Origin of the sequence: Trichococcus collinsii, assembly GCF_900107505.1 — a bacterium.
GTDB classification, from domain to species: domain Bacteria; phylum Bacillota; class Bacilli; order Lactobacillales; family Aerococcaceae; genus Trichococcus; species Trichococcus collinsii.
Window position 1 is genome coordinate 241,059 of record NZ_FNQH01000001.1, and the last position, 26,640, is coordinate 267,698.

General features: G+C 46.4%; 25 protein-coding genes. 24 read left to right on the top strand and 1 reads right to left on the bottom strand.

The features are described 5' to 3' along the window. The first annotated feature begins 7 nt into the window (after positions 1-7). The 15 genes from BLV66_RS01220 to BLV66_RS01290 all read left to right on the top strand — a co-directional run bounded on the left by BLV66_RS01220 (position 8) and on the right by BLV66_RS01290 (position 16,221). Positions 8-1,015 (top strand): V-type ATPase subunit, encoded by a 1,008-nt coding sequence (locus BLV66_RS01220; protein ID WP_086985313.1) that lies wholly within the window; start codon positions 8-10, stop codon positions 1,013-1,015. Beyond that, positions 1,005-1,316 (top strand): V-type ATP synthase subunit F, encoded by a 312-nt coding sequence (locus BLV66_RS01225; RefSeq protein ID WP_086985312.1) that lies wholly within the window; start codon positions 1,005-1,007, stop codon positions 1,314-1,316. Before BLV66_RS01220 ends, BLV66_RS01225 begins: the two co-directional genes overlap by 11 nt. 16 nt (positions 1,317-1,332) lie before the next feature. Continuing rightward, positions 1,333-3,117 (top strand): V-type ATP synthase subunit A, encoded by a 1,785-nt coding sequence (locus BLV66_RS01230; RefSeq protein ID WP_086985311.1) that lies wholly within the window; start codon positions 1,333-1,335, stop codon positions 3,115-3,117. Further along, on the top strand, positions 3,110-4,486 hold the full coding sequence (locus tag BLV66_RS01235) for a V-type ATP synthase subunit B (protein WP_086985310.1): 1,377 nt from the start codon (positions 3,110-3,112) through the stop codon (positions 4,484-4,486). The genes BLV66_RS01230 and BLV66_RS01235 overlap by 8 nt, the downstream gene beginning before the upstream one ends. A gap of 6 nt (positions 4,487-4,492) precedes the next feature. Then, positions 4,493-5,128 (top strand): V-type ATP synthase subunit D, encoded by a 636-nt coding sequence (locus BLV66_RS01240; RefSeq protein WP_086985309.1) that lies wholly within the window; start codon positions 4,493-4,495, stop codon positions 5,126-5,128. Between the two features lie 244 nt (positions 5,129-5,372). Continuing rightward, the gene (gmk, locus tag BLV66_RS01245) at positions 5,373-5,984 is read left to right on the top strand and encodes a guanylate kinase (protein ID WP_086985308.1); all 612 of its coding nucleotides are present in this window, start codon (positions 5,373-5,375) and stop codon (positions 5,982-5,984) included. A 6-nt stretch (positions 5,985-5,990) separates the two neighbouring features. After that, a complete protein-coding gene (gene rpoZ, locus BLV66_RS01250) occupies positions 5,991-6,206 on the top strand; it encodes a DNA-directed RNA polymerase subunit omega (protein ID WP_086628158.1) in 216 nt (71 codons plus the stop codon). A 140-nt stretch (positions 6,207-6,346) separates the two neighbouring features. Next, positions 6,347-8,752 carry a primosomal protein N' gene (priA, locus tag BLV66_RS01255; protein WP_256327584.1) on the top strand — a complete coding sequence of 802 codons (2,406 nt, stop codon included), beginning with the start codon at positions 6,347-6,349 and terminating at the stop codon, positions 8,750-8,752. Positions 8,753-8,763: 11 nt separating this feature from the next. Continuing rightward, positions 8,764-9,717 (top strand): methionyl-tRNA formyltransferase, encoded by a 954-nt coding sequence (gene fmt, locus BLV66_RS01260; protein WP_086985307.1) that lies wholly within the window; start codon positions 8,764-8,766, stop codon positions 9,715-9,717. Next, positions 9,707-11,071 (top strand): 16S rRNA (cytosine(967)-C(5))-methyltransferase RsmB, encoded by a 1,365-nt coding sequence (gene rsmB / locus BLV66_RS01265; protein WP_086985991.1) that lies wholly within the window; start codon positions 9,707-9,709, stop codon positions 11,069-11,071. Before fmt ends, rsmB begins: the two co-directional genes overlap by 11 nt. A 28-nt stretch (positions 11,072-11,099) precedes the next feature. Next, positions 11,100-11,867: a Stp1/IreP family PP2C-type Ser/Thr phosphatase gene (locus BLV66_RS01270; protein WP_086985306.1), complete on the top strand. Its 768-nt coding sequence runs from the start codon at positions 11,100-11,102 to the stop codon at positions 11,865-11,867. Beyond that, positions 11,846-13,888 (top strand): Stk1 family PASTA domain-containing Ser/Thr kinase, encoded by a 2,043-nt coding sequence (gene pknB / locus BLV66_RS01275; protein WP_086985305.1) that lies wholly within the window; start codon positions 11,846-11,848, stop codon positions 13,886-13,888. The genes BLV66_RS01270 and pknB overlap by 22 nt, the downstream gene beginning before the upstream one ends. A gap of 105 nt (positions 13,889-13,993) precedes the next feature. After that, positions 13,994-14,896, top strand: coding sequence for a ribosome small subunit-dependent GTPase A (gene rsgA, locus BLV66_RS01280; protein WP_086985304.1), 903 nt, complete (start codon positions 13,994-13,996; stop codon positions 14,894-14,896). Positions 14,897-14,909: 13 nt separating this feature from the next. After that, positions 14,910-15,569: a ribulose-phosphate 3-epimerase gene (gene rpe, locus BLV66_RS01285; RefSeq protein WP_086985303.1), complete on the top strand. Its 660-nt coding sequence runs from the start codon at positions 14,910-14,912 to the stop codon at positions 15,567-15,569. Continuing rightward, complete coding sequence (locus BLV66_RS01290; RefSeq protein ID WP_176974084.1) at positions 15,559-16,221, top strand: thiamine diphosphokinase; 663 nt, start codon at positions 15,559-15,561, stop codon at positions 16,219-16,221. The genes rpe and BLV66_RS01290 overlap by 11 nt, the downstream gene beginning before the upstream one ends. Before the next feature lie 105 nt (positions 16,222-16,326). Here BLV66_RS01290 and rpmB read toward each other — a convergent pair whose 3' ends face one another. Continuing rightward, positions 16,327-16,515: a 50S ribosomal protein L28 gene (gene rpmB, locus BLV66_RS01295; RefSeq protein WP_068562155.1), complete on the bottom strand. Its 189-nt coding sequence runs from the start codon at positions 16,513-16,515 to the stop codon at positions 16,327-16,329. A gap of 342 nt (positions 16,516-16,857) precedes the next feature. Here rpmB and BLV66_RS01300 point away from each other — a divergent pair, with 342 nt between their 5' ends. The 9 genes from BLV66_RS01300 (at position 16,858) to BLV66_RS01340 (ending at position 26,635) form a co-directional block, all read left to right on the top strand. Continuing rightward, complete coding sequence (locus tag BLV66_RS01300; RefSeq protein WP_086941655.1) at positions 16,858-17,220, top strand: Asp23/Gls24 family envelope stress response protein; 363 nt, start codon at positions 16,858-16,860, stop codon at positions 17,218-17,220. Between the two features lie 43 nt (positions 17,221-17,263). Next, the gene (locus BLV66_RS01305; RefSeq protein WP_086985301.1) at positions 17,264-18,934 is read left to right on the top strand and encodes a DAK2 domain-containing protein; all 1,671 of its coding nucleotides are present in this window, start codon (positions 17,264-17,266) and stop codon (positions 18,932-18,934) included. A 98-nt stretch (positions 18,935-19,032) separates the two neighbouring features. Continuing rightward, a complete protein-coding gene (gene recG, locus BLV66_RS01310) occupies positions 19,033-21,093 on the top strand; it encodes an ATP-dependent DNA helicase RecG (RefSeq protein ID WP_086985300.1) in 2,061 nt (686 codons plus the stop codon). A gap of 27 nt (positions 21,094-21,120) precedes the next feature. Next, positions 21,121-22,161 carry a phosphate acyltransferase PlsX gene (gene plsX, locus BLV66_RS01315; RefSeq protein ID WP_086985299.1) on the top strand — a complete coding sequence of 347 codons (1,041 nt, stop codon included), beginning with the start codon at positions 21,121-21,123 and terminating at the stop codon, positions 22,159-22,161. Between the two features lie 111 nt (positions 22,162-22,272). Continuing rightward, positions 22,273-22,512 carry an acyl carrier protein gene (acpP, locus tag BLV66_RS01320; RefSeq protein ID WP_086985298.1) on the top strand — a complete coding sequence of 80 codons (240 nt, stop codon included), beginning with the start codon at positions 22,273-22,275 and terminating at the stop codon, positions 22,510-22,512. Between the two features lie 209 nt (positions 22,513-22,721). Next, positions 22,722-23,735, top strand: coding sequence for an ABC transporter ATP-binding protein (locus BLV66_RS01325; RefSeq protein ID WP_086985297.1), 1,014 nt, complete (start codon positions 22,722-22,724; stop codon positions 23,733-23,735). Between the two features lies 1 nt (position 23,736). Next, positions 23,737-24,678, top strand: a complete 942-nt coding sequence (locus tag BLV66_RS01330; protein WP_086985296.1) for an ATP-binding cassette domain-containing protein — start codon at positions 23,737-23,739, stop codon at positions 24,676-24,678. A 2-nt stretch (positions 24,679-24,680) separates the two neighbouring features. Beyond that, positions 24,681-25,643 (top strand): ABC transporter permease, encoded by a 963-nt coding sequence (locus BLV66_RS01335; protein ID WP_086985295.1) that lies wholly within the window; start codon positions 24,681-24,683, stop codon positions 25,641-25,643. A gap of 155 nt (positions 25,644-25,798) precedes the next feature. Beyond that, entirely contained in the window at positions 25,799-26,635 is an 837-nt protein-coding gene (locus BLV66_RS01340; RefSeq protein ID WP_245826672.1) for an ABC transporter permease, read from the top strand. The last annotated feature ends 5 nt before the right edge of the window (positions 26,636-26,640 follow it).

Below are 26,640 nucleotides of genomic sequence, written 5' to 3' on the forward strand. Positions count from 1 at the left end.
GGGCACTATGCAAGAGATTGATTACAAAGGCGTCAATACGATACTTCGCACCTACGAATTAAAATTATTGACGGAAGCGGATTACGATCGGATGCTGAAAGCCTCTTCTTTAAAAGATGCCTTGGATGTTCTGAAAGGTACCGGTTATGAGTTTGACGAGAAAGAAACACTGGTGAACAAAAATTTCGAAGGTTTTCTCATGAAACATCTGGCGGAAGTCTATAAGGAATTGTTCAGCATCACGCCGGTTGCTGAGATTGTGGAATTATTCGCGTTGCGCTATACCTATCACAACCTGAAAGTGTTGTTGAAACAACGTTTTTCGGGTGAAGATTTGGAGCAACTGTTGATCCCTATCGGCAAATATTCCATCGGCAGTCTGAAGAAATTGGTCGAAACCGGAGACGGCAATGACGAACATCCGATTCTGATAGAAGGTGTTCAAGAAGCGCTCCGTGATTTCGATGAAGGTCATCGTATCGAAGCGGCCACTATCTTTATGGATACTTATTATTTCAGACATCTGCGCTCCATCAGCAATAAGCTCCAACATCCAAGCATCACGAAAATGGTGGACGGCATAATCGATCTCTATAATCTTTCGACCATGATCCGAAGCCTGAAACAAAGCAAGCCCCGCGGTTTTCTCTATACGGTCCTATCCAGTTCAGGTTCGATTTCGAAACGTGACTTGATTGAAGAATCGATAAATGGACCAAGCGCGGTCATGCGCAAGCGTTATTTTAGCAAAGAATACGGCACGCGCTTATCCAATATGATTTCTGAGACAACAAATGAAGTGGATACACAGAAGCTGGATAAACTCGTGGATGAACTGACCTATGAATTGGTGGCGGAAGGCTTGTACCAACCGTTCGGTCCGATCCCCTTATTGGGTTATCTGTTTGCCAAAGAGAAGGAAGTCACCAATATCCGCTTGATTTTGGTCGGCAAAGACAATCAGATAGAGGAACAAATATTGAGAGAGAGGATGCGACCTGTATATGGCTCATAATATTGCAGTTGTGGGAGATAAAGATTCCATCCTTCCTTTTAAGATTTTGGGTTTCGCAGTATTTGCATGCCATAATGCCCAGACTGCCCGTGAAACGGTAGATCGCTTGGCGATGGAGAATTATGGGATCATTTATCTGACGGAAGAAATGGCAAAAGAAATACCTGATACAGTGAGCAGGTATGACAGCAGTGTCCAACCAGCCATCATCCTGATTCCGAACCATAAAGGTACGTTGAATATCGGGAAAAGCCGCATTCAGGAGAATGTGGAAAAAGCAGTTGGACAGAATATCTTATAATTTGGAGGGGACTTTTTTGAAAAATGGAAATATAATAAAAGTTTCCGGACCTTTAGTTATGGCGGAAGGAATGGAAGAAGCGAACATCCAAGATATTTGCCGCGTCGGCGAATTAGGATTGATCGGCGAAATCATCGAGATGCGTAATGATATCGCATCCATTCAAGTTTATGAAGAGACTTCCGGTATTGGTCCTGGAGAACCGGTAATCACAACAGGCGAAGCTTTGTCGGTCGAATTGGGACCCGGCATCCTGTCGCAGATGTTTGACGGGATCCAGCGTCCTTTGCATACGTTCCGTGAAATTACTCAAAGTAACTATTTGGTGCGTGGGACGGATATCCCACCATTGAAGAGAGAAAACGTCTGGGAATTCAAAGCCACGAAGAAAGTCGGCGATCACGTCATAGCCGGTGATATTGTCGGTACCGTGCAGGAGACGAAAGTCATCGAGCACCGGATTATGGTTCCTTACGGCGTCTCCGGTAAGCTGACTGCCATCCAGGATGGCAGCTACACTTTGGATGACACGGTTTATGTTGTCGAAACGGAAGATGGCTCGAAAGAATTGACGATGCTGCAAAGATGGCCAGTCCGTCGCGGACGTCCATTCAAGCAGAAAATGAACCCGCACACGCCGATGGTTACCGGCCAACGGGTCATCGATACGTTCTTTCCGATCACAAAAGGGGGCGCAGCCGCTGTTCCGGGACCTTTCGGAGCAGGGAAAACCGTCGTACAGCACCAAATCGCAAAATACAGCGATGTGGATATCGTAATTTACGTCGGTTGCGGCGAACGCGGTAATGAAATGACGGACGTATTGAATGAATTTCCGGAATTGATCGATCCGAATACGGGCGAATCATTGATGGAGCGTACGATCCTTATCGCCAACACCTCCAACATGCCGGTTGCGGCGCGTGAAGCATCCATCTATACAGGTATCACGATCGCGGAATATTTCCGTGACATGGGTTATAGTGTAGCGATCATGGCTGACTCGACATCCCGTTGGGCAGAAGCCTTACGCGAAATGTCGGGCCGTCTGGAAGAGATGCCTGGTGACGAAGGCTATCCAGCCTACCTAGGAAGCCGTGTAGCAGAGTATTATGAACGGGCAGGACGAGTGTTGGCTTTGGGATCGGAAGATCGTGAAGGAAGTATTACGGCCATTGGAGCGGTATCGCCTCCTGGTGGTGATACCTCTGAACCGGTAACACAAAATACATTGCGCGTCGTTAAAGTATTCTGGGCGTTGGATGCCACGTTGGCACAAAAAAGACATTTCCCATCCATGAACTGGCTGACTTCCTATTCCCTTTACAATACCGAAGTCGGGGAATATCTGAATAATGCCTTACAGACAAAATGGTCTGAAATGGTTCAGCATGCCATGAATCTTCTGCAGGAAGAATCGGAATTGGAAGAAATCGTCCGTTTGGTCGGTATCGAATCCTTATCCGAAAAAGACCGCATGACAATGGCGGTCGCAGAATCGCTGCGTGAGGATTATCTGCAGCAGAACGCTTTCGATGATGTCGATACGTACACTTCCCGCAACAAGCAATTGGCGATGCTGGACATAATTCTGGATTTCGAAACAGAGGCCCGTGAAGCAATGCGTTTAGGCGCTTACTTCAATGAAATCATTGAGGGCACGGTTGAATTGCGTGACCGGATCGCAAGAAGTAAATATATCAGAGAAGAAGACCTTGCCGAAATGAAAAACATCAAGGCAGACATGAAGCAAAGATTGCATGAAATCGTTGCGGAAGGAGGGATGACGCACCATGCTTAAGGAATATAAAACAGTAACCGAAGTTGTAGGCCCGTTGATGGTTGTAGAGCAAATCGAGGGAGTCAAATTCGACGAATTGGTTGAAATCCAAATGCAAAATGGCGAAATCCGCCATGGTCAAGTTTTGGAAGTCAGCAAAGATAAAGCGATGGTGCAGATTTTTGAAGGCCCAAGTGGGATCAACATCAAAGACACCAAAGTCCGCTTCCGGGGAAAACCTCTTTCCATAGCTGTTTCTGAGGATATGGTAGGCCGTGTGTTCGATGGGATGGGCAATCCGATTGATGGCGGCCCGGAAATCATCCCGGAAATGAATTTGGATGTGAACGGACAGGCAATCAACCCTGTAGCGCGTGACTATCCGGATGAGTTCATCCAAACAGGTATTTCTGCCATCGACCATCTGAACACACTCGTAAGAGGGCAGAAACTTCCTGTGTTCTCCGGTTCAGGTTTGCCGCATAAAGAATTGGCTGCACAAATCGCGCGTCAAGCGACGGTTTTGAACAGTGACGAAAAATTTGCGGTTGTATTTGCAGCCATGGGGATCACTTTTGAAGAAAAAGAATATTTCATGGAAGATTTCCGCAAGACGGGAGCGATCGATCGCTCCGTCATGTTCATCAACTTGGCGAACGATCCAGCCATCGAACGTATCGCAACACCGAAAATGGCCTTGACTGTCGCGGAATATCTAGCCTACGAAAAGGACATGCACGTCTTGGTCATCATGACCGACATGACCAACTATTGTGAAGTTTTGCGTGAAATATCGGCAGCCCGCCGTGAAGTGCCGGGTCGCCGTGGCTATCCAGGATATTTGTATACGAACCTTGCCGCATTGTATGAGCGTGCAGGCCGCATCATCGGCAAAAAGGGCTCCGTGACTCAAATCCCGATCCTTTCCATGCCGGAGGATGACATTACGCATCCAATCCCTGATTTGACTGGATACATCACGGAAGGCCAGATCATCCTTTCGCGTGAGTTAAACAACTCCGGCTTCAAGCCACCGATCAACGTGCTGCCTTCGCTTTCCCGTCTGAAAGATAAAGGTACCGGTGAAGGCAAGACAAGAAAAGACCATGCTCCGACCATGAACCAGTTGTTTGCGGCTTACGCAAAAGGAAAACAGGCAAAAGAATTGGCCGTCATCCTTGGGGAGTCCGCCTTGTCTAAGACAGACAAACTGTATGTGCAGTTCACGAAACGTTTCGAAGAAGAATACATCAATCAAGGATTCTATACGAACCGCACGATCGAAGAGACTTTAGCTTTAGGTTGGGAACTATTGTCCATCCTGCCGGTAACAGAACTTAAGAGAATCAAGAGCGATATGATCGATGAGTTTATGCCGAAGGGAGAGTGATCGTCCATGGCTAGATTGAATGTAAAGCCTACCAGGATGGAACTGTCCAATTTGAAAGCGCGTCTGGTGCTATCCACCCGCGGCCATAAACTGCTGAAGGACAAACAAGATGAACTGATGCGTCAATTCATAAATCTGATCCGCGAAAACAATATCCTGAGGGATGAAGTCGAAAATGAGTTGACCGCCTCCATGCGTTCTTTCGTGGTAGCCAAGTCGCTTCTGAATGAGGCTTTCATTGAAGAATTGTTCGCTGTACCCGCTACAGCGGTGGAATTGGACATCCAAGAAAAAAATATCATGAGTGTTGTTGTTCCCCAAATGAATTTTTCGATAGCCAACAAAGATGAAAAATCAACGGATTTGCAGTACGGCTACGTAAACTCAAATGGTGAACTGGATGATGCGATCAAAAAAATCGAAGATATCCTTCCGAAATTGCTTAAATTATCGGAAATCGAAAAAACCTGCCAACTTCTTGCCAATGAGATTGAAAAGACAAGAAGGCGCGTAAATGCATTGGAATACAAAATGATTCCGCAGTTGCAGGAGACGATCCGTTACATTCAAATGAAACTCGAGGAGAACGAGCGATCAAGTATTGTCCGAATGATGAAAGTCAAAGACATGGGCGCTTCATGATGCCGCAAGAACAAGACCGGGATATCCTTGTCTTGTTCTTTTTTGTCTTTCCGGTGCTTTTGTGAGGCAACTGCGTCATGGGCAGGAGTACCGTTGCTGAAAACGGTAACTAACAAAATGTTGGCTGAAGACTCCAGTAAAGGTTTTAACCTTGACGAAATTGTGTTAAACTATGAAATAATAAACGGAATGCCACATTAGGCTGAACGATGCTGCAAAAATATAATTGGATGGTGGGCATTAAATGACAGAAAAAGGATTGTTGATTGTCTTATCCGGACCTTCGGGAGTAGGCAAGGGGACTGTGAGACAAGCAATTTTTTCTCGTGGTGAACGGGAGTTCATATATTCAATTTCCGCTACGACCCGCAAAGCGCGCGAAGGGGAAGTGGATGGCAAAGATTATTTCTTCAAAGAAAGAGAAGAATTCGAGAGAATGATCGCCGATAATGAACTGTTGGAATATACCGAGTATGTTGATAATTACTATGGTACGCCAATCGACTATGTAAGAAGAACGTTGGACACGGGAAAAGATATTTTTCTGGAGATCGAAGTTCAAGGTGCCATGCAAGTGAAGGAACGGATGCCTGAAGGGATATTCATCTTCTTGACGCCTCCCGATATGACGGAACTGGAATCACGGATCGTAAATCGCGGTACTGACGAGTCTCCGATCATCAAGCAAAGAATGGAAAAGGCTATTGAAGAGCTAAGTTTGATGCGTTATTATGATTATGCGGTAGAAAACGACACAGTAGAGAATGCGGTACAGAAAGTGCTTGGCATCATCCAAAGCGAACACTTGAAAGTTTCACGGATTCTGGATACCATCTGTGCGGATGAAAGGGAGTAAAATATTATGATGTTATATCCTTCGATCGATAAATTGTTGGAGCAAGTGGATTCAAAATATTCAATGGTCATTCTTTCAAGCAAGCGTGCGCACCAATTACACGATCGCTCAGAGCCTTTATTGGACACTTACCAGTCATTCAAGAATGTTGGACGTGCGCTGGAAGAAGTAGTTGCCGGCGAATTGGAAATCGATCCGAAATCCATCATCCCTGAAAGATAACAGAATAGGAATGAAAAAAGACTACTGTTTTTGAACTTCAAAATCAGTAGTTTTATTTTTTTGATGCCAAAAACTGCGACAAGACTTTATCGGCATAATTTAGTATTATAATGGTTAGAATATGAAGGGGAGGGCTTAATTTGCAAATTGCAAAAGTGATTGTCGATATACCTGCAATGCAGACCAATCGTCCCTTTGATTATGCGATCCCTCCTGCTATGGAGCATAAATTAGGCAAGGGCATGCGGGTTGAAGTGCCTTTCAACAAACGCATCATCCAAGGGTTCATAACGGAAATTTCTGATCATACCGATTTTGAAGGGGAACTGAAAGAAATCATCCAACCTTTGGATATCGAGCCGGCTTTGACCGAAGAGTTGCTTCTGTTGGGCGAGGAAATGGCGGAAACCGTTTATGCCTATCGGATCCATTGTTACCAGACGATGTTGCCGCCTTTGATGAAGGCGAAGTACGAAAAAGAAATAGAGATTGTCGATGAATTGGATGAGGAGACTTTCTATGGACTTTTTCAGGGGAAAAACAAAATGAGTTGGGAAAATGCCGTCGATCGCGGCATTTTGCCGCGACTAATCGAATTGAAGCGATCCGGGAAGATTGAAGTCAATTACATCCTCAAAAACCAAGCCAAAGCAAAAACGGTGCAAGTCTATTATTCCGATCTGGAAATGGACAGTCTGGAAGACGCATACCGCAGCTTAAAAAAATCGGCCAAGCAACAGCAAGCGTTGTTGGTGGCAATCATGTCCATGAACGGAACACCGTTGACGTCCAAGGAATACAAAGACCAATTCGAAATCGCTTCGAGCACGATCCGGACCGGAGTAGAAAAGGGATGGTTAAAAGCAGCGGACCGAGAAATACTTCGTGATCCCTTTAAGGATAGACAGTTCAAAAAAACTGAAGCGATGGCCCTTTCTGACGAACAAACGGCAGCATTTCAGATGATGTGTGCCAGCATCAAGGAAGAAAGGCACGAGATCTTTCTGCTGCAAGGCGTTACGGGAAGCGGAAAGACCGAAGTTTACCTTCAATTGATCGCTGAAGTGATCAAACAAGGCAAGACTGCCTTGATGCTCGTGCCTGAAATCGCTTTGACTCCGCAGATGGTCAACCACTTCAAGAGCCGTTTCGGAAACCGCGTGGCAGTGATGCACAGTGCGTTGTCATCGGGGGAGAAATATGACGAGTGGCGCAAAATCCACCGTGGCGACGCCGATGTCGTAGTTGGCGCGCGTTCTTCCATTTTTGCTCCGGTTGAGAATCTCGGCATCATCATTATGGATGAAGAACACGAGAGCACCTACAAACAGGACGAAAATCCGAAGTATCATGCCCGGAATGTAGCGATTTGGCGCGGGCAGCATAACCATTGTCCGGTTGTCCTGGGTAGCGCGACGCCCTCACTGGAATCGCGGGCCAGGGCACAAAAAAAAGTTTATACACTGGTCGAATTGAAAGGACGCTTCAATCAACGCGCGCTGCCCCAAGTCGAAATTGTCGATATGCGTGATGAGTTCAAAGCGAACAACCGGAGCAGTTTTTCCATGGTCCTGCAGGAAAAAATCACAGACCGTCTTCAGAAGAAACAGCAAGTTGTGCTGATGCTGAACAAAAGAGGCTATTCCTCTTTCATCATGTGCCGGGATTGTGGTTTCGTCCTCGAGTGCCCGAATTGTGACATCAGTCTGACTTTGCATATGGACAGCAAAACGATGAAGTGCCATTACTGCGGCCATGAAGAAGAAATCCCCCATACTTGTCCTAAATGCAAGGGGCACAATTTCCGTTATTACGGAACGGGAACTCAAAAAATCGAGGAAGAACTGCAGACGCTCTTCCCCGAGGCACGCATTTTGCGCATGGACGTGGATACCACCCGAAAAAAAGGCGGTCATGAGGCCATCCTGTCGGCATTCGGAAGAGGAGAGGCCGACATCCTGCTGGGCACACAGATGATAGCAAAAGGCTTGGACTTTCCGAACATCACGTTGGTGGGCGTCATCAATGCCGACACTTCATTAGGGCTGCCTGATTTCCGCTCTTCGGAAAGGACATTCCAACTTCTGACACAAGTGAGCGGTCGCGCAGGTCGCGCTGAGTTGTCTGGTGAAGTGGTCGTGCAGTCCTATAATCCGGATCATTACGCCATCCTTTTTGCCCAACAGCACAATTATGAAGGATTTTACCGGACAGAGATGTCGCTGCGGCACAAAGCGGGTTATCCGCCTTATTTTTATACCGCGCTCATCAGCGTCAGCAACCCTGACGAAAAGAAAGCGCAGCAGAAAATTTATGAAATCCATGAGATTCTTCAAAATAAACTTGAGCCTGACACGATCATGCTCGGGCCATCCAAAGGGTCCATCGCGAGAGTGAACAACCGCTATTATTTTCAGATATTGGTGAAATACAAACAGGAAACCAAACTACATCCGGCATTGAAACAGATATTGGATGAGTCACAAAAAGAAAATGCACGTGGGCTCTACATTTCAATCGATTCAGAGCCGGTCAATTTCTTCTAGGAGGTATATATATGAAAAAAATCATTTTTATGGGCACTCCGGAATTTTCAGTGCCCATTTTAGAGGCTCTATTGCAGCAGGATTATGATGTGATCGCAGTTGTCACACAACCAGATCGCCCAGTAGGCAGGAAGAAAATATTGACGCCTTCTCCGGTGAAGGAAGCCGCATTGAAGCATGGTCTGCGGGTCTATCAGCCGGAAAAAATTTCCGGTTCACCAGAAATGGATGAGCTGATTGCCTTAAAATCGGATTTGATAGTGACGGCGGCCTATGGTCAATTCCTGCCGGTTAAGCTCCTGAATGCTCCCCGTTTCCGCTCCATCAATGTGCATGCTTCTTTGTTGCCAAAATATCGTGGGGGCGCACCGGTACATTACGCCATCATCAATGGGGAAAAAGAAACCGGCGTGTCCATCATGTATATGGAGAAAAAGATGGATGCCGGGGCTGTTTTGGCGCAGGAAGCCATCCCAATCACCGAGGCAGATGATGTCGGAACGATGTTTCTGAAGTTGAGCGAACTGGGCAAAAATCTTTTGATCGATATATTGCCTGATTTTTTCCTAGGAAAACTCGTGCCGCAAGAACAAGATGAATCCGCAGCCACCTTTTCTCCGAACATCAAACGCGAAGAGGAGCGCATCAATTGGTCCAAAACGGCCGCACAAGTAGCCTTTCAAGTCCGAGGTATGCGTCCGTGGCCAGTTGCACATACGCTTTTGGACGGACAACGGATCAAAGTATGGGCTGGACAGGCTGTCGAGCTGACCACTGCCGATGAACCCGGAACAGTGATCGTAACAGACAAGCACGCTCTGTATGTAGCTTGTGGGGAGCACACCGTCTTCAAAATGACGGAACTCCAACCAGCCGGGAAAAAACGCATGTCAGCAGCAGACTACTTGCGGGGCAGCGCCTGCGAAATTCATGAAGGTACAAGGTTTGAAACGGATGGACAATAAACTTAAAAATAAAATCAAACACACAGTCCGTTATCTGGCTGTTGAAATATTGGAGAGCGTAGAGAATGAAGGTGCGTATTCCAATCTTCTTCTGAACAAAGTCATTCAATCCGAAAAGTTGTCACCGAAAGATGCCGGTTTATTGACTGAAATCGTCTATGGCGTCATCCAGCGGAAAATGACCTTGGATTATGGCCTTTCGGCATACATCAAAGATCCAAAAAAACAACTTTCTTGGGTAACTAATTTATTGCGCGTCTCTGCCTATCAGATGGTCTATTTGACGAAGGTTCCGGATCATGCCGTTCTTTTCGATGCGGTTGAGATTGCGAAAGCCAAGGGCCATGCGGGCCTCGCCAGTTATGTGAACGGTGTGCTGCGGAATGTGCAACGGAATGGGCTTCGTGATTGGAAAACGATCAGCAATGCCAAGAAGCGCATCAGTGTAGGGGCCAGTATGCCTAAGTGGCTCGTCGCTTATTTCATTGAAAAAATCGGTATCGAGGAAACCGAAAAAATGTCTTTTTCCTTATTGGAAGATCCATTCGTATCGGTTCGATTGCAGTCACAGGCAATGTCTCGGGAAGAGGCGATCGCGCTGTTGCAAACAGATGGCTATGACGTGGTCCCAAGTCCTGTTTCACCTTCGGGTATCCGGATCCGCGGCGGGAAAATCGTTGATTCCCCGTTATTCAAAGATGGCGTCCTTACAATTCAGGATGAATCGAGTCAGTTGGTCGCACCGGTAGGAGAGCTGGAAAAGGATTTTCTGGTTTTGGACAGCTGTGCTGCCCCCGGGGGAAAGACAACGCACATGGCCAGTTATCTCTCGGCTTCGGAAAACGGCAAAGTCATAGCCTTGGATATGTATGAGCACAAGATAGGCTTGATCAACCAAAATGCAGAGCGACTGCACGTAGCCGATCGCATCGAAACCCGCGTGATGGATGCCAAAGAAGCAGGCACAGCCTTTGCACCTGAATCCTTTGATGTCATCTTCGTGGATGCACCTTGTTCTGGGTTGGGTTTGATGCGCAGAAAGCCGGAAATCAAATATGTGAAAAATATGCAGGACTTTTTGGACTTGCATCAAGAGCAACTTCGGATCTTGGACTCAGTCAGTTCGTTGTTAAAAAAAGGTGGACGTTTGGTATACAGTACATGTACACTAACTAAAGAAGAGAATCAAATGACTGTCCAGACATTCATTGGAAATCATGCCGAATTTGCAATTGTCCCGATACACTCCGATTATTTGGATAAAAAATCTTTCACTCCTGAAGGATTTGTGCAGATATATCCGCATGATTATGGAACTGATGGATTCTTCATCAGCTGTATGGTAAAAAGGTAAACGATTAAGAAAGAATTGAGGGGAAAGAATGCAGATAGCCTTCAAAAGTGATAGAGGCAAAAATAGAGCAATCAATCAAGATTATGTGAGTTATTTCGTGAATGAAGCCCAGCAATCGCTCATGATTGTATGCGATGGCATGGGTGGCCATAAGGCTGGTGATGTCGCTAGCGAAATGGGGGTATCCCACCTGGGTGCAGCCTGGAAGGGATCCCGTTTCACGAACAGCGAAGAATTGTCCCGTTGGCTGATCGCCAACATCCAGCGCGTCAATGATCTGATTTTTCAAAAATCATTGGATTACAGCGACCTGGATGGAATGGGGACGACCTTGGTGGCTGCGGCCATCGTAGGCAAGGAAATTATTATTGCCAATATCGGCGACAGTCGGGCGTATGTCTTCAGAAATTATAAACTCCGTCAAATCACGGAAGACCATTCCTTGGTGAATGAATTCATCAAGTCAGGGGAAATAACCCCGGAAGAAGCGCAGCATCATCCAAGAAAGAACATTTTGACGCGTTCCTTGGGTGTTTCCAGGAAATTGGATATCGATATCATGGCCATGCCGCTTGTGCAGGGTGATATGTTGCTTCTTTGTTCCGATGGCTTGACCAATATGATGGATGATGAAGAGATCACCCAGATGCTGAAGGAATGGCTTCCGCTTGAAGAAAAAGTCCTTTCCTTGGTCGATAAAGCGAATGAGGCTGGCGGCTTGGACAACATCACCGTACTTTTGGCTGATTTTACGGATAGAGAGGGGGAACCGGTGTGGAGGCAGGAAAGAAATTAGGCGGTCGCTATAAAATCGTCCGACATATCGGAAGCGGCGGGATGGCGAACGTTTATCTGGGCCATGATTTGATTTTGGATCGTCCGGTCGCCATCAAAGTATTGCGTTTTGACTTCCGTAATAATAAGGATGCCCTGCGCCGTTTTCAGCGTGAAGCCCTCTCAGCCACACAATTGATCCATCCGAACATCGTAGGTGTATACGATGTGGATGAAGAAGATGAAGTGCAATACATCGTGATGGAATTCATCGATGGCACTGATTTGAAAAAATATATCGACATTCAAGGCAGGGTTTCCCCGGAGAAATCGATCCACATCATGCACCAAGTTTTGTCGGCTGTGGCGTTGGCCCACAAAAATCGGATCATCCATAGGGACATCAAACCACAAAATATTCTGATCGACAGTCAGGACCGCATCAAAATTACCGATTTCGGTATTGCTGTTGCACTATCGGAAACATCGATTACCCAGACGAATACGCTATTGGGCTCCGTCCATTACTTGTCTCCAGAGCAAGCCAGAGGCAGTATGGCCACTTCAAAATCAGACATCTACGCTTTAGGAGTTGTCCTGTACGAGTTGCTTAGTGGGACGGTTCCATTCGATGGAGAATCAGCTGTCAGCGTCGCCTTGAAGCATTTTCAGGAACCGATGCCTTTCATTCGGGAGAACCGTCCGGAGATCCCTCAAAGTTTGGAAAATGTCATTATGAAGGCCACAGCGAAAGAACCTCTAGATCGTTACGCTACCTGTGAAGAAATGATGGCGGATCTCGATACTTGCTTGAATGAGGAGCGCTTGCACGAAGCACCTTTTATGCCAGTATCGCTATTGCAAGAAACAAAAGTCCTCACACCCTTATCAGCTGAAGTAGTGGCCAAAGCGGACAGCGATAAAACGATTGTTTCGCCTCCACCAACTGTGAAGGCTGAACCAATCCATGAATACGAATCAGGGCGGGAGAGCGCTGGAGGCAAGAACAAACGAAAGAAATGGACATTCGTTCTCTTCGTGTTGTTGCTGCTGAGTCTGATTGCCAGCTTTTTCTTCTTCTTTTACAATAACCAGGAAGCAGATGCAGTGACTGTGCCGGATGTTTCCGATATGGATCAAGCCAGTGCGCGGCTTGCATTGGAAGATGTAGGATTGGTATTGGGGGATATTACGGAAGAATACAGTGATGAAGTCGAAGAAGATGCAGTCATTGAAACGTCACCCAAAATCGGTGCATCCGTTGAAGCTGGTGATGAAATCGACCTGGTCATCAGTCTGGGCGAGGAATTGTTCACGCTTCTCGACTATGAAGGGCAAGAGTATGACAGTGTTCTGGAAGACTTACGTAAAGAAGGCTTTACGATCGAAAGGACACATGAATTCAGCAGCGAAGTCGCTGCAGGCGACATCATTAGCCAGAGCTTAGAGCCTGGCGCGGAAGTGAAACCAAGCGAAACTACGCTGTCATTTCTGGTGAGTGACGGAAATGAATCCTATACGATGCGCGATCTATCTGGATATACTAGAAAGAGTGTCGAGGATTATGCAGGACAATACGGGCTCGCGTTGACGGTCACTGAAGCTTATTCAGATACGATTGCAGCAGGCTTGGTCGTAAGCCAAAGCCTTGCAGGCGGATCTCCCTTTGTATCCGGGGATGCCTTGAATGTGGTGATTTCGATAGGTCCTGAAAAGCCGCAAGTGGTGTCCTTCAGCCGTACCATCACGATTCCCTATCTCGCGGCAGCCGCACCGCAACCCGCTTCTGAGAGCAGCAACAGTCAAGGCAGTGAAAATGCCGACAGCAATGCGGCTGTCAGCAGTTCTTCCAACGAACCCAACCATATCGTCATTTATGTGCAGGACGAAGATCATGTCCTTAGTGATGTATTCCGTGAGTTCGATATAGCAGCGGATGAGGTCGTGACATTGAATTTCCGTATTCTGGAAGGCAGCTCCGCTTCTTACCGGATCGAAAGAGATGGCGAGGTCATCAACGAAGCTTCGGAACTTACACAATAGAAATGTATAGGCTACAAAAAATGACAAACATCAAAATGGTTTGTCATTTTTTTGTAGAACAGTGTAGAATAGAGAGAAAGAACTAAACAAGGAGGCGTTGTCGATTTGCAAAAAGGACAAGTCAGGAAAGCAATAAGTGGATTTTATTATGTGTATGTGGACGGTCAAACGTATCAGACGAGAGGAAGAGGAAACTTCCGCGTGAAAAACATGGCTCCGCTTATTGGGGATTTTGTCGATTTCGAAAGTGACAACTTAACGGAGGGTGTTCTGTTGGACATCTACCCAAGGAAAAATGAATTGATTCGTCCGACTGTCGCGAATGTCGATTTTGGCGTCATTGTGATGTCTGCGATCGAACCCGATTTTTCTTCCTATTTGGTGGATCGTTTCTTGGTTTACCTGGAAGCTAACAACATCAGTCCAATCATCTACGTTACAAAAATTGATCTGTTAAATGAAAAAGCTAAGAACGATATGCTGCAGTACAAAACTTACTATGAATCAATCGGGTACACGATGATTTTATCGGATTATCCCGAGGGAGCGTCCTCTTTGGAAGAGTTAGTTACGACCATGGGTAAAGGCGTGGCTGTATTTATGGGCCAATCCGGTGCCGGAAAATCCACTTTGTTGAATCAGTTGATGCCTGAATTGGATTTGCTGACAGGCGAAATCTCGACCGCCTTGGGCAGGGGGCGCCATACGACGCGGCATGTAGAGTTGCATCCTGTAGGGGAGGCTCTGATTGCTGATACACCTGGTTTCAGTACAATCGACTTGATCGATATTGAAGCGGTCGATCTGCCGTCCTATTTCCCGGATTTTGAAGCGCTGCGTGATCAGTGCCGATTCGGCGGTTGCATGCACATCAACGAGCCGAATTGCCGGGTGAAAGAGGCGGTTGCCTCCGGAGAGGTTGCCCCATACAGGTACGAACACTATCTGCAGTTCCATGAGGAAATCGTCGGACGCAAGCCGATGTACATAAAAAAAAATAAGAGATAAGGTGTGTGTGAAAATGAAAATTGCTCCATCCATATTAAGTGCTGATTTCGCGAATTTAGAGCGGGACGTCAAGTTGGTCGAACAAGCTGGTGCCGATTATATCCATATTGATGCCATGGACGGGCAATTCGTTGCCAATTTGACGTTGGGCCCAAATGTTGTGCAGGCAATCCGTCCGCACACAAAATTACCGTTGGATTGCCATTTGATGGTAAGCACACCTGAAAATCTGATCCCGGCTTTCGCCAGGGCCGGTGCGGATATCATCACGATTCACGCTGAGGCTACTGCCCACATCCATGGTGCGATCCAGATGATCAAAAATGAAAATATTGCAGCCGGCGTTGTCATCAATCCAGGAACAAGCGTAGACGTCATCAAACCCGTTTTGGGCGACGTTGATATGGTGCTCGTCATGACCGTCAACCCGGGCTTCGGAGGCCAAGGTTTCATTGAAAGCACCTTGGACAAAATCCAAGAGCTGGCTTCCTTGCGCGAAAAGCATGGGTATCATTACGAAATCGAAGTTGATGGCGGTATTACACATGAGACAATCGTCAAGTGCATTCAGGCGGGGGCGGATGTATTCGTAGCCGGTTCCTACATTTATGACGACGAAAATCCAGCAGCTGCCATCAGCCGATTGAAGGATGCTTGCCATAATGCGGTCTGAAAAAGTAGTGATTGTGGTTGGCGGAGACCAGACGGATGTCGCCGCCTTGATCCACCGCTATTCGAAAAGCCATCGGTTAATCGGTGCGGACAGGGGAGCGTTGACGCTTGCGGAACTGCTCACACATTTCGATGCGGCCATCGGTGATTTTGATTCCGTTAGCCCGGCAGAATTGGAAGACATCAAACTGAAAAGTCACATCTGCCGCATTCTGCCTGCGCAAAAAGATGAAACGGATACTGAGGCCGCCATTGCCTTTGCGATTGAAACGTTCAAGCCGGAGGAAATCATTCTTTTGGGTGCCTTCGGGGGGCGTTTGGACCATTTGATGAGCAATTTATGGTTGGCGTTCCATCCGCTCGTGAAAGGGATGGACGGTAAAATCAGCCTAATGGATCGGCATAATACCTTGCGGTTTTATATGCCAGGCAGTTATGTGCTGGAAAAAGAAACGGATAAAAAATATTTGTCGTTCATTGGCATGACCCCAATCAAACAATTGACCCTGACCGGAGTTGCTTATCCTTTGAATGGAAAAGATTATGCTTATCCGGTAGCATTGGTCAGCAATGAGTTTGAAGAGGCTGAGATGCACTTTTCTTTTGAATCAGGTCTTCTGGCCGTCATCCAAAGTGTTGACAAACGCAAATAAAGAAAAGAGGCCGCGATTTTGAAGGGGCCTCTTTCCTTTATTTAAACTTCAAATAAAAAAAGATGAGCTGGAATCATGGCATGGTCCCGGGGCTCATCTATATTTTTATACTCTTTCAACTTTACCAGATTTCAAAGCTCGAGCTGAAACCCATACTTTTTTAGGTTTTCCATCGACTAAGATACGAACTTTTTGTAAGTTAGGCTTGAAAGTACGTTTAGTGTAGTTCATAGCGTGGGAACGGTTATTACCTGAACGGCTTTTACGTCCTGTTACGAAACATTCTTTTGACATTTTCTTTCCTCCTTTGCTGTTACAGAAGCAAAGCTTCTTTCCAATTCATACACTTGATTAATTTATCATAATTCAAAAGTGAATGCAACTGTTTTAAAGGAAAAATACTTGACAGCTCTTTTTTTTATCATGTACTCATCAAATATCCACATTTGGTTGTCCTCATTGAGGATGGGACGGGAGATGAGAAAACTCTGAAAATATTTCGAAAAAAAGTCAAAAATGCCGTAAATCGATCGGAAATAAGAAATTTAATCGCAAAAAGTTATTTCTTTTGTATAAAATATGCTATCATAATTTGTAATTAACGATTGTGTGCATACATTAAGGAGGCTATTATAAATGGCAGTTAAAATCCAAACACAATATGGGATGGTTGACTTATCGAACGACGTAATCGCTACGGTAGTAGGCGGCGCCGCAACGGATAATTATGGCGTGGTCGGCATGGCCAGCAAAAATCAAATCAGAGATAATATCAGTGAAATATTGAAAAAAGAGAACTATTCACGCGGTGCCGTGATTCGCCAAGAAGAAAATGGAGTAGCTGTTGATGTTTATATCATTGTACTCTACGGAACAAAAATTTCTGAAATTTGCCGGAATGTTCAAACACAAGTCAAATATAATCTTGAAATGATGTTGGGCTTTTCCGCGAATACAGTGAATGTGTTCGTCCAAGGCGTCAGAGTATTAAAGGACTAAAGATTACAGATCACCATGCTTTATGGTGAAGGAGGATTATAAGGTGAAGAAAACTGAATTAACAGCGGAAGACTTTAAGGCGATGGTCGCAATCGGCGCCGAACGCCTTAGTGAGAATGCAGAATATGTGAATTCTTTGAATGTGTTCCCTGTTCCGGATGGAGATACGGGCACAAACATGAATCTATCATTCACATCCGGAGCTGAACGCGTCAGGCTGTCGAATGCTACAAAAATAGATCAATTAGGATCGGACTTGGCTAAAGGCTTATTGATGGGGGCTAGAGGGAATTCGGGCGTCATTTTATCCCAGCTGTTCCGAGGCTTTTCGAAGGCGATCGAAGGAAAAACAACCTTGAATACAACTGATTTTGCCGAAGCGTTTTCCCACGGCGTTGAGACAGCCTATAAAGCGGTCATGAAACCTGTGGAAGGCACCATTTTGACGGTTGCGCGTGAATCCGCCAAAGCCGGTATGAAAAAAGCCGAACATACGAATGATATCGTTGAGTTGATGGCGACCGTACTCAAAGTCGCGCAGATTGCGTTGGATAAAACACCGGATCTTTTGCCGGTATTGAAAGAAGTAGGCGTCGTCGACAGTGGCGGACAAGGCCTTGTATATATTTATGAAGGTTTCCTGGAATCATTGACTGGAGAAAAAGTGCCTTCTGCTGACAAAGTCACCGCGCAAGCAGACGTGACCGAGATCGCTCACCAAGAAAATTATCATAATGTTTCGCACTCCATTGCGACTGAAGATATCGAGTTCGGTTATTGCACAGAAATCATGGTCAAACTAGGCGAAGGCGAAACCGTGACAGATGTCTTTGACTACGACACATTCCGAAATCATCTGAACGAAATCGGGGATTCCCTATTGGTCGTTGCGGATGACGAAATCGTGAAGGTCCATGTGCATACCGAGTATCCAGGGGAAGTCATGAACTACGGCCAAAAATTCGGCTCTCTGATGAAAATCAAGGTGGATAATATGCGCATGCAACATGATGCAGTCCTTGAAAAAGCCGATACGCCCGCCAAAAAAATTGAAAAAGTTCCTTATGGTGTGATAGCAGTAGCTGCCGGAGAAGGTGTCCATGCCTTGTTCAAGAGCATGGGCGTCTCCACGATCATTAATGGCGGACAAACGATGAATCCGAGCACGGAAGACATCCTTAAGGCGATCGAAAGCACAAATGCCGAAAAAACAATCATTTTACCGAATAACAAAAATATTTTCATGGCCGCAGATCAGGCTGCCGAGGTTTCTGATGCAGATGTGGTTGTAGTGGCTTCGAAGACGATCTCACAAGGTCTTACAGCTATGCTTGCCTTCAATGAATCAGAGGACTTGGAAACCAATAAAGCCAACATGACGGCTGAACTGGAAAAGGTTGTCAGCGGACAGATCACGAATGCTGTTCGCGACACAGTCATTGACGGGTTGACCATCACCAAGGACGACTTCATGGGAATAGTCGACGGGAAAATACTGACTGCCGACAAGGACAGAAAAACTGCAACGATAGAAACACTGAAAAAAATGATCACGAACGACAGCGAAATCGTCACCATCATCTTCGGGGAAGACAGCGATGAGAAAGAAAGCAAAGAGATTGCGTCGGTCATCGAAGCTGAATATGACTTTTTGGAAGTGGAAGTGCAAGAAGGAAATCAACCGGTATACAGTTATCTTCTTTCTGTAGAATAATCTGAAAAAGCTGAACGAGTTTCTCTGTTCGGCTTTTCTTTTTCAAAAACGATTGGTCAGAGAAACTGTCCTGCTCCCGGAAGAAAGGAGGCGAACGGATGGAAGCAGAAGACAACAAGCAATTGGATATTTATGATCCAGTCGGGGAGTTGCCCCATGTAGGACCGAAGAGGGTCGAGGCGCTGCATTCGTTGGGTATCGATTCGATTTATGATCTGATCACACATTTTCCTTTCCGTTATGAGGACATAAAAGTCAAAACATTGGACGAAATCGAGGATTCGGACAAAGTGACGCTGAAAGGACAAGTCGTGACGGCTCCGGTCGTACATCATTACGGTTTTAAAAAAAGTAGACTATCATTCAAATTAGCCATCGAAGATGCCATTATCTCGGTAACCTTCTTCAATCAGCCTTACCTGAAGCAAAAAATCCTGCTCGAGGATGAGGTTGCAATCTTCGGAAAATGGGAACGCGCACGTCAAAGTTTGGCAGGTATGAAGATCCTAGGCAGTTCGAACGGACAGGATGATTATGCGGCCATTTATCACGTCAACAAGACGATAAAGCAACAGACCGTCCTGAATCTGATCAAACAGGCGATCGAGCTGTATTCTCCGGTCATTCCCGAGATTCTTCCGCAGCATTTGCTGAAGACATATCATCTGATGAGCCATCGGGAAGCTATCCGGGCGATGCACTTTCCCAAAAATGATGAAGAATCAGAACAAGCGAGACGGCAAATCATCTATCAGGAATTCTTCCTTTACCAGGTGCGCCTGCAATTGCTGCAGTTAAGCCGAAAAACCAACAATCGAGGCATTCCGATTCTGTATGATGTGGACAAGCTGAAGGGATTCATAGCGACTTTGCCATTTGAACTGACCGATGGCCAAAAGAAGGTCGTCAACGAAATATGCCGAGATCTGCGCAAACCTTATGAAATGAACCGGCTGTTGCAAGGGGATGTTGGGAGCGGCAAAACGATCGTAGCGGTGATCGCCCTGATGGCAACCGTCTTGGGCGGGTACCAAGGGGCTTTCATGGTTCCCACTGAGATTTTGGCGGAACAGCATTATCGCACCCTGCAGAGCCTGTTCGAATATACCGATGTCTCCGTTGCCCTGCTTACCGGCAGCACGAAGGCAAAGGACCGAAAAGAATTGTTGAACCGGCTTGCAGGAGGGGACTTGCATATCCTCATCGGGACGCATGCACTGATCCAAGAGGATGTCGTTTTTGCCAACCTTGGTTTGGTCATTACCGATGAGCAGCACCGCTTCGGTGTTCAACAGAGGCACAAGCTGAACGAAAAAGGGAACAACCCGAATGTTTTATATATGACTGCCACGCCGATCCCGAGAACATTGGCGATTACTACGATGGGTGAAATGGACGTTTCGGTGCTTGACCAGATGCCCGACGGCAGAAAACCGATCAAAACCATCTGGAACAAATCGGATAAGATTGAAAATGTGCTTGAGTTCATCCGGAAACAGATGGATAATGGACAACAGGCGTACATCATCACACCTCTGATCGAGAAATCCGAGTCGCTTGATGTCAAGAACGCGGAAGATGTGCATCAAGCCGTGACAGCCTATTACAAAGGGAAATACCAAATCGGTCTGTTGCATGGCCGTCTCAAGTCCGAAGAAAAGGATCAAATCATGCGCCGTTTCCAAAACAACGAGCTGCAGGTGCTGGTATCAACGACAGTCATAGAGGTCGGTCTTAATGTGCCAAATGCAACAGTGATGGTCATCCAGGATGCCGATCGATTCGGGTTATCCCAGCTCCACCAATTGCGGGGGCGAGTCGGCCGGGGAGACATAGAATCCTATTGTGTGCTGGTTGCAAATCCGAAAACCGATAACGGCAAGGAACGCATGCGCATCATGGTGGAATCGACTGACGGTTTTTACCTGAGTCAACGCGATTTGGAATTGCGTGGACCCGGCGATCTTTTCGGAAACAAACAATCTGGCTTGCCCGATTTCAAATCTGGAGACATCGTGAGGGATGCCGTAATCCTGGATATTGCTCACAATGACGCTATCCAAATCACGCGCGAACAAGACTTTGAAAGCAACCCTGCCTACGAAAGTTTGCGGGAAGCAGTCGAACGCGAAAAAGAGAAGTTGAAGAGATTACAGTGAAACTAACAAAAGTGAGGTATACAATCTATGAAAATCGCTGTCGATGCGATGGGCGGGGATTTTGCGCCGCAAGCAATAGTAGAGGGCATTTTAATGGCTGCCAAAGAATTTAATGATTTAGAATTTTTACTTTTTGGTGACGAAGCCAAAATTCGCAAAGCGTTAGGGACTCAATATGTTGAAGATGGGAAAATCACGATCATTCATACGACCGAAAAGATTGAGAGTGACGATGAACCCGTGAAGGCAATCCGCAGGAAAAAACAAGCTTCGATGGTGCTTGCTGCACAAGCAGTCAAAAATAAAGAAGCCGACGCATTGTTTTCGGCAGGTAATACGGGTGCGCTTTTGGCAGCTGGATTATTGATCATCGGCCGGATCAAAGGAATCGACAGACCCGGCTTGATGCCGATTCTGCCCGTCATTGGGAAGGAGAATGCACAATTCCTGCTGATGGATGCAGGCGCAAATGCTGACTGCAAACCGGAAAACATCTACCAGTTCGGCCTTTTGGGCTCGTATTATGCCAAGTTTGTGCAAGGCATCGACAACCCGAGAATCGCTTTGTTGAACAATGGTTCGGAAGCGACGAAGGGAAGCGAACTGTCCAAAAAAGCCTATACATTGCTGGAAGCGGACTCCGAAATCAATTTCACCGGCAATGTGGAAGCGCGGGAAATTTTGCTTGGCGCTGCGGATGTCGTCGTGACGGATGGTTTCACCGGGAACGCGGTGCTGAAAACGATGGAAGGAACGGCAATGTCCTTGTTGAAGTTGATTAAAGCCCAATTGCTTTCAGGCGGTCTGAAGACAAAAATCGGCGCAATGCTGATCAAGGATTCCTTTTCGGAAATCAAAGATACGATGGATTATTCGAAGCATGGAGGAGCCGTGCTGTTCGGATTGCGGGCTCCTGTCGTCAAGACGCATGGCTCTGCGGATAAAATCGCTGTCTACCATACAGTGAAGCAGATCCGTAAAATCATCAGTTCAAACGTTATCGATGACGTCGTGAAGCACTTTGATGAAATGAACGCCCAGCCTGTAAGCAAAACTGAGCAGGAATAAAAAAATATAGACAAAAGATTAGCGTATGGGTAAAATAGATGTGAGCCTTTACAAAATATTTTCAGTAAATGTGATGTAATTGGTTATGGAACGATAATGGAGGTGTAACGCTTGGCAGATACAAATACTTTTGAGCGAGTAGCCAAGATGGTTATTGAACGATTCGGTGTCGATGAAGCAAAAGTTACGAGAGAGTTGACTTTCCAAAACGACCTTGGGGCGGATTCATTGGATATTGTTGAACTCGTTATGGAACTGGAAGATGTCTTTGCTGTACAGATTTCCGATGAAGATGCTGAGAGGATAATCACAGTAGGAGATGCAGTCGACTACATCGATTCTCAAAAATAAGGATCGCAATAATTTAACGACAGAAGCAACGTTGACGGTTTTCAAATGCCAATGTTGCTTTTTTTTCAGGCCAAGAGGGCTGATTATGGCAGAAATATGAAATGCATTAAAACTGAATGAAATAGCGGTTGTTTTTGAATGTGCTTAAACGTATAATGTTAGGAGATATTTCATCAAGTTAGTTATATAAGCATGGAAGGAGGCGCACGATGGGACTTGGAAGACCTTTGCTGGAGATAAACGCATTACACACCGCATTCCGGATGCAGGAGAACTATTACGATGCAGTGGACGATGTTTCCTTCAGTCTGGAAAAAAATGAAATTTTGGCGATTGTCGGAGAGTCCGGCTGCGGGAAGAGTACACTGGCAACAACAATCGTCGGACTCCACAATAAGGCGAATACCCGAATTTCGGGAGAAATCATCTATCAGAACCTGAATCTCATCGATCTGAATGAAGCTCTTTATAACCGCATAAGAGGAAACGATATCGGGATGGTTTTTCAAGATCCTCTTTCGGCCCTCAATCCCTTGATGACGGTAAGTGAACAGGTAGAAGAAGTGCTGCTTTACCATTCCAGGATGACAAAAGAGGAACGTGCGCTACGTGTGAGCGAATTGTTGGTCCAAGTAAAGGTGGAGGATCCGGAAGGAACAGCCACACGCTACCCGCATGAGCTGTCCGGTGAAGCACGCCAACGGGTCGGCATTGCCATCGCTGTCGCCTGTGCTCCGCCGATAATCATCGCCGATGAACCGACGACATCTTTGGATGTTACTGTTCAAGCTCAAATATTGGATCTGTTGAGCGAAGTAAGGGACGACACGGGTGCGGGGATCATCCTGATCACCCATGATTTAGGCGTTGTAGCCGAGATTGCAGACAGAGTAGCCGTTATGTATGCGGGACAGATTGTCGAAACAGCCGCTGTCGTTGATCTGTTCACGGAACCGAAGCATCCGTATACGCGTTCATTGTTGCGTTCGATGCCGCAAGCCAGTGGCGCACTCGAATCGGATTCTGGGGAGCTGTATGTAATTCAAGGGGATGTCCCTTCCTTGCAGCAGTTGCCCAAGCAGGGCTGTCGTTTTGCCGGACGGATTCCATGGATTCCCTTTTCCGCTCATGAACAATCACCAAAAATGCACGAGATTTCTAAAGGGCACTTTGTCAGGTGCACGTGCCATGAGTCGTTCCGTTTTGAAGGGGAGAGTGAATAAGATGGGACTTTTGGAAATCAAAGATTTGAAGGTTCACTACCCGCTCAAGAGCGGCTTCTTATCCAGCAAAAGGAATCTTGCAGCCGTCGACGGCATTAGTCTGTCCCTGGAAGAAGGAAAAAATTACGGTCTGGTGGGCGAATCGGGGTCCGGAAAATCAACTGTAGGAAGAGCAATCGTAGGATTGGAGCGGATCACTGCCGGCCAAATCATTTATGAGGGCACTGACGTAACCGCTGCGATAGGGAAGCGGAAATCAGCGCACAAACGCAATGTCCAGATGATTTTTCAAGATTCGGGTGCGAGTCTGAATCCGAAAAAGCAAATTGGACAGATCATTTCTGAACCTTTGCATAATTTTGAGCAGTTTTCCCAGCAGGAAGAGCAAAAACGCGTGCTGGAATTGCTGGAAATGGTAGGGTTGCCGGAAGATGCGCTGCGGAAGTATCCTCACGAATTCACTGGTGGACAGAGGCAACGCATTGCATTGGCAAGGGCGGTTGCATTAAGGCCAAAATTTGTCATAGCTGATGAACCCGTTTCGGTATTGGATCTTTCCGTTCAGGCGCAAGTGCTGAATTACATGAAACGCATCCAAGAACAATATAAACTCAGCTATCTTTTCATTTCTCATGACCTAGGCGTCGTGAAGCAGATGTGCGATGAATTGGCCATCATGTACCGAGGAAGGTTCGTGGAATACGGAGACAGGCAGGACATCTATCTCAACCCGCAGCACATCTACACGAAACGGCTCCTTTCCGCAATTCCGAACTTGGATCCGGGCAACCGGGAGTTGCATAAGCGTTTGCGGCGGGAAATAGAATCAGAATATAAACAAAGCATGGAAAGTTATCTGGCGAAGGACGGTCGTGTTGGGGATTTGATCCCGTTATCGAAAACGCATCGGATTGCCGGAAAACCATCGAAAGGAGAGCGTTAACGATGTGGAACAGAATTCTGAGACGCTTCTTCTTGCTCATTCCGCAACTGTTGGCGTTCAGTTTATTGGTGTTTGCACTGGCGCAATGGATGCCTGGAGATCCTCTGACTGGGCTGATCATTCCGGGGATGGACCAGAGCAGCGTTGACGCGATCAAAGCGAGCGCGGTCCTGGACAATCCTTGGTACATTCGGTATCTGCAGTGGATCACAAATATGCTCAGCGGGGATTTCGGCCTCAGTTACACTTACCGGATGCCTGTGGAGGTTTTGATTGGCGCAAGGATTGGCAACACGCTCTGGTTGGCAGGGTCCTCACTCTTGTTATCGTATCTGATCGCTGTTCCGCTTGGCATTTATGCAGGGCGTTTTAATGGCTCTATGGGAGATAAAATCATTCGTTTTTTGAACAACATCAGTTTTGCGTTGCCAATATTTGTTGTTGCCTTGCTGCTTGTTTGGCTTTTTGGATTTCAACTGGAATTGTTTCCGACGCGGGGGATGCCCTTGTTGCCGGAAACGCAGGGTGTATTTGCCACTCTTTGGAATAGGCTCAACCACTTAGCTTTGCCGGCGCTCACTTTTGCCCTCTCCGCATCTGCAGGCAACATCCAGCGTTTAAGGTCGGGTATCATCGAGGCAAAGCAAGAAGATTATGTGCTGACGGCCCGCTCAAAAGGTGTTCCGGAGAGTATTGTGTATCGGAGGCACATTTTCAGGAACGCTAGTATGCCGGTAACTTCTCTGTTGGGCTATGACATTACCGGTTTCATAGGGAGCAGCATCTTTATCGAATACATCTTTTCCTATCCGGGTATCGGCCGATTGTTCATCAGTTCTTTAGATTCACGCGATTTCAGTGTCATTGTAGCCTTGTTGCTGATTTATGGGCTGGCTGCTTTGATCGGTACGGTAGTATCTGACATCATTTTGACCATTGCGGATCCGCGCGTCAGGATAAGATAGCAAGAAGAAGGGGGGATATGTTGAATACAGAGGAAGAAAAGAAAGCAGGAAGAATGGAAGAGTTGAAGACGGAGCTTGCCTCCATTGCGGCAGGCGAGAACCGTTTGGGCCACGAAGTGAATGAGGAAACCAAAATAGTTGTTGATTTCCGCGGTATGCTAAGGGAATTCCGAAAAGACAAATTGGCGGTCATTGCTTTTGGAACGCTCGTTTTGCTCTTGTTTTTGGTCTTTGTTGGCTCTCTTTTTTTTAATGAGAGTCAAGTCCTGCAAATAGACTTATTGAACAGGTACGCTTCGCCGGGGAAAAGCCATCTGTTGGGGACTGATGAAGCAGGACGGGATGTACTGGGCCAAATCTTGCTGGGAGCGCGCACCTCGATTGTGGCTGGGACCGCCGTGACAGTCTTGACCGGATTTATCGGAATAGGATTGGGTCTGTTGTCAGGCTATTACGGTGGAGTTCTGGATGTCCTGCTTATGCGATTTGTTGATTCCATCATGTTTCTTCCTGCAAGTGTATTGGTTCTCGTGCTGGTAGCCATCGTATCGGAATACAATTTTTTTACGTTCATATTACTTATGAGCGCATTTAGCTGGGCTGGGAAATCGAAGGTTTTTCGTAACCGGACGCGTGTGGAGGCCAAACATGACTATGTGCGAGCGTCCAGAACTTCAGGGACAAACGACTTGCTTATCATGGCCCGTGAAATTCTGCCTAATTTAAGTTCCCTGGTCATTATCAATACGACGATGTCCTTGGCAAGAAATATAGGGATGGAGATAGGTTTGAGTTTTTTGGGCTTAGGGTTACCATACAGCATGCCGAGCATAGGTAATTTATTGCGCTATGCCATTTCCCCCACAGTCTTTGAAAACTATGTATGGGTATGGTTACCAGCATCCATACTCATCTTTGCAGTACTGTTGTCCATCATTTATGTCGGACAAGCATTGCGGCGGGCGGCAGATGCTAAACAAATGCAAGGATAAGAAGG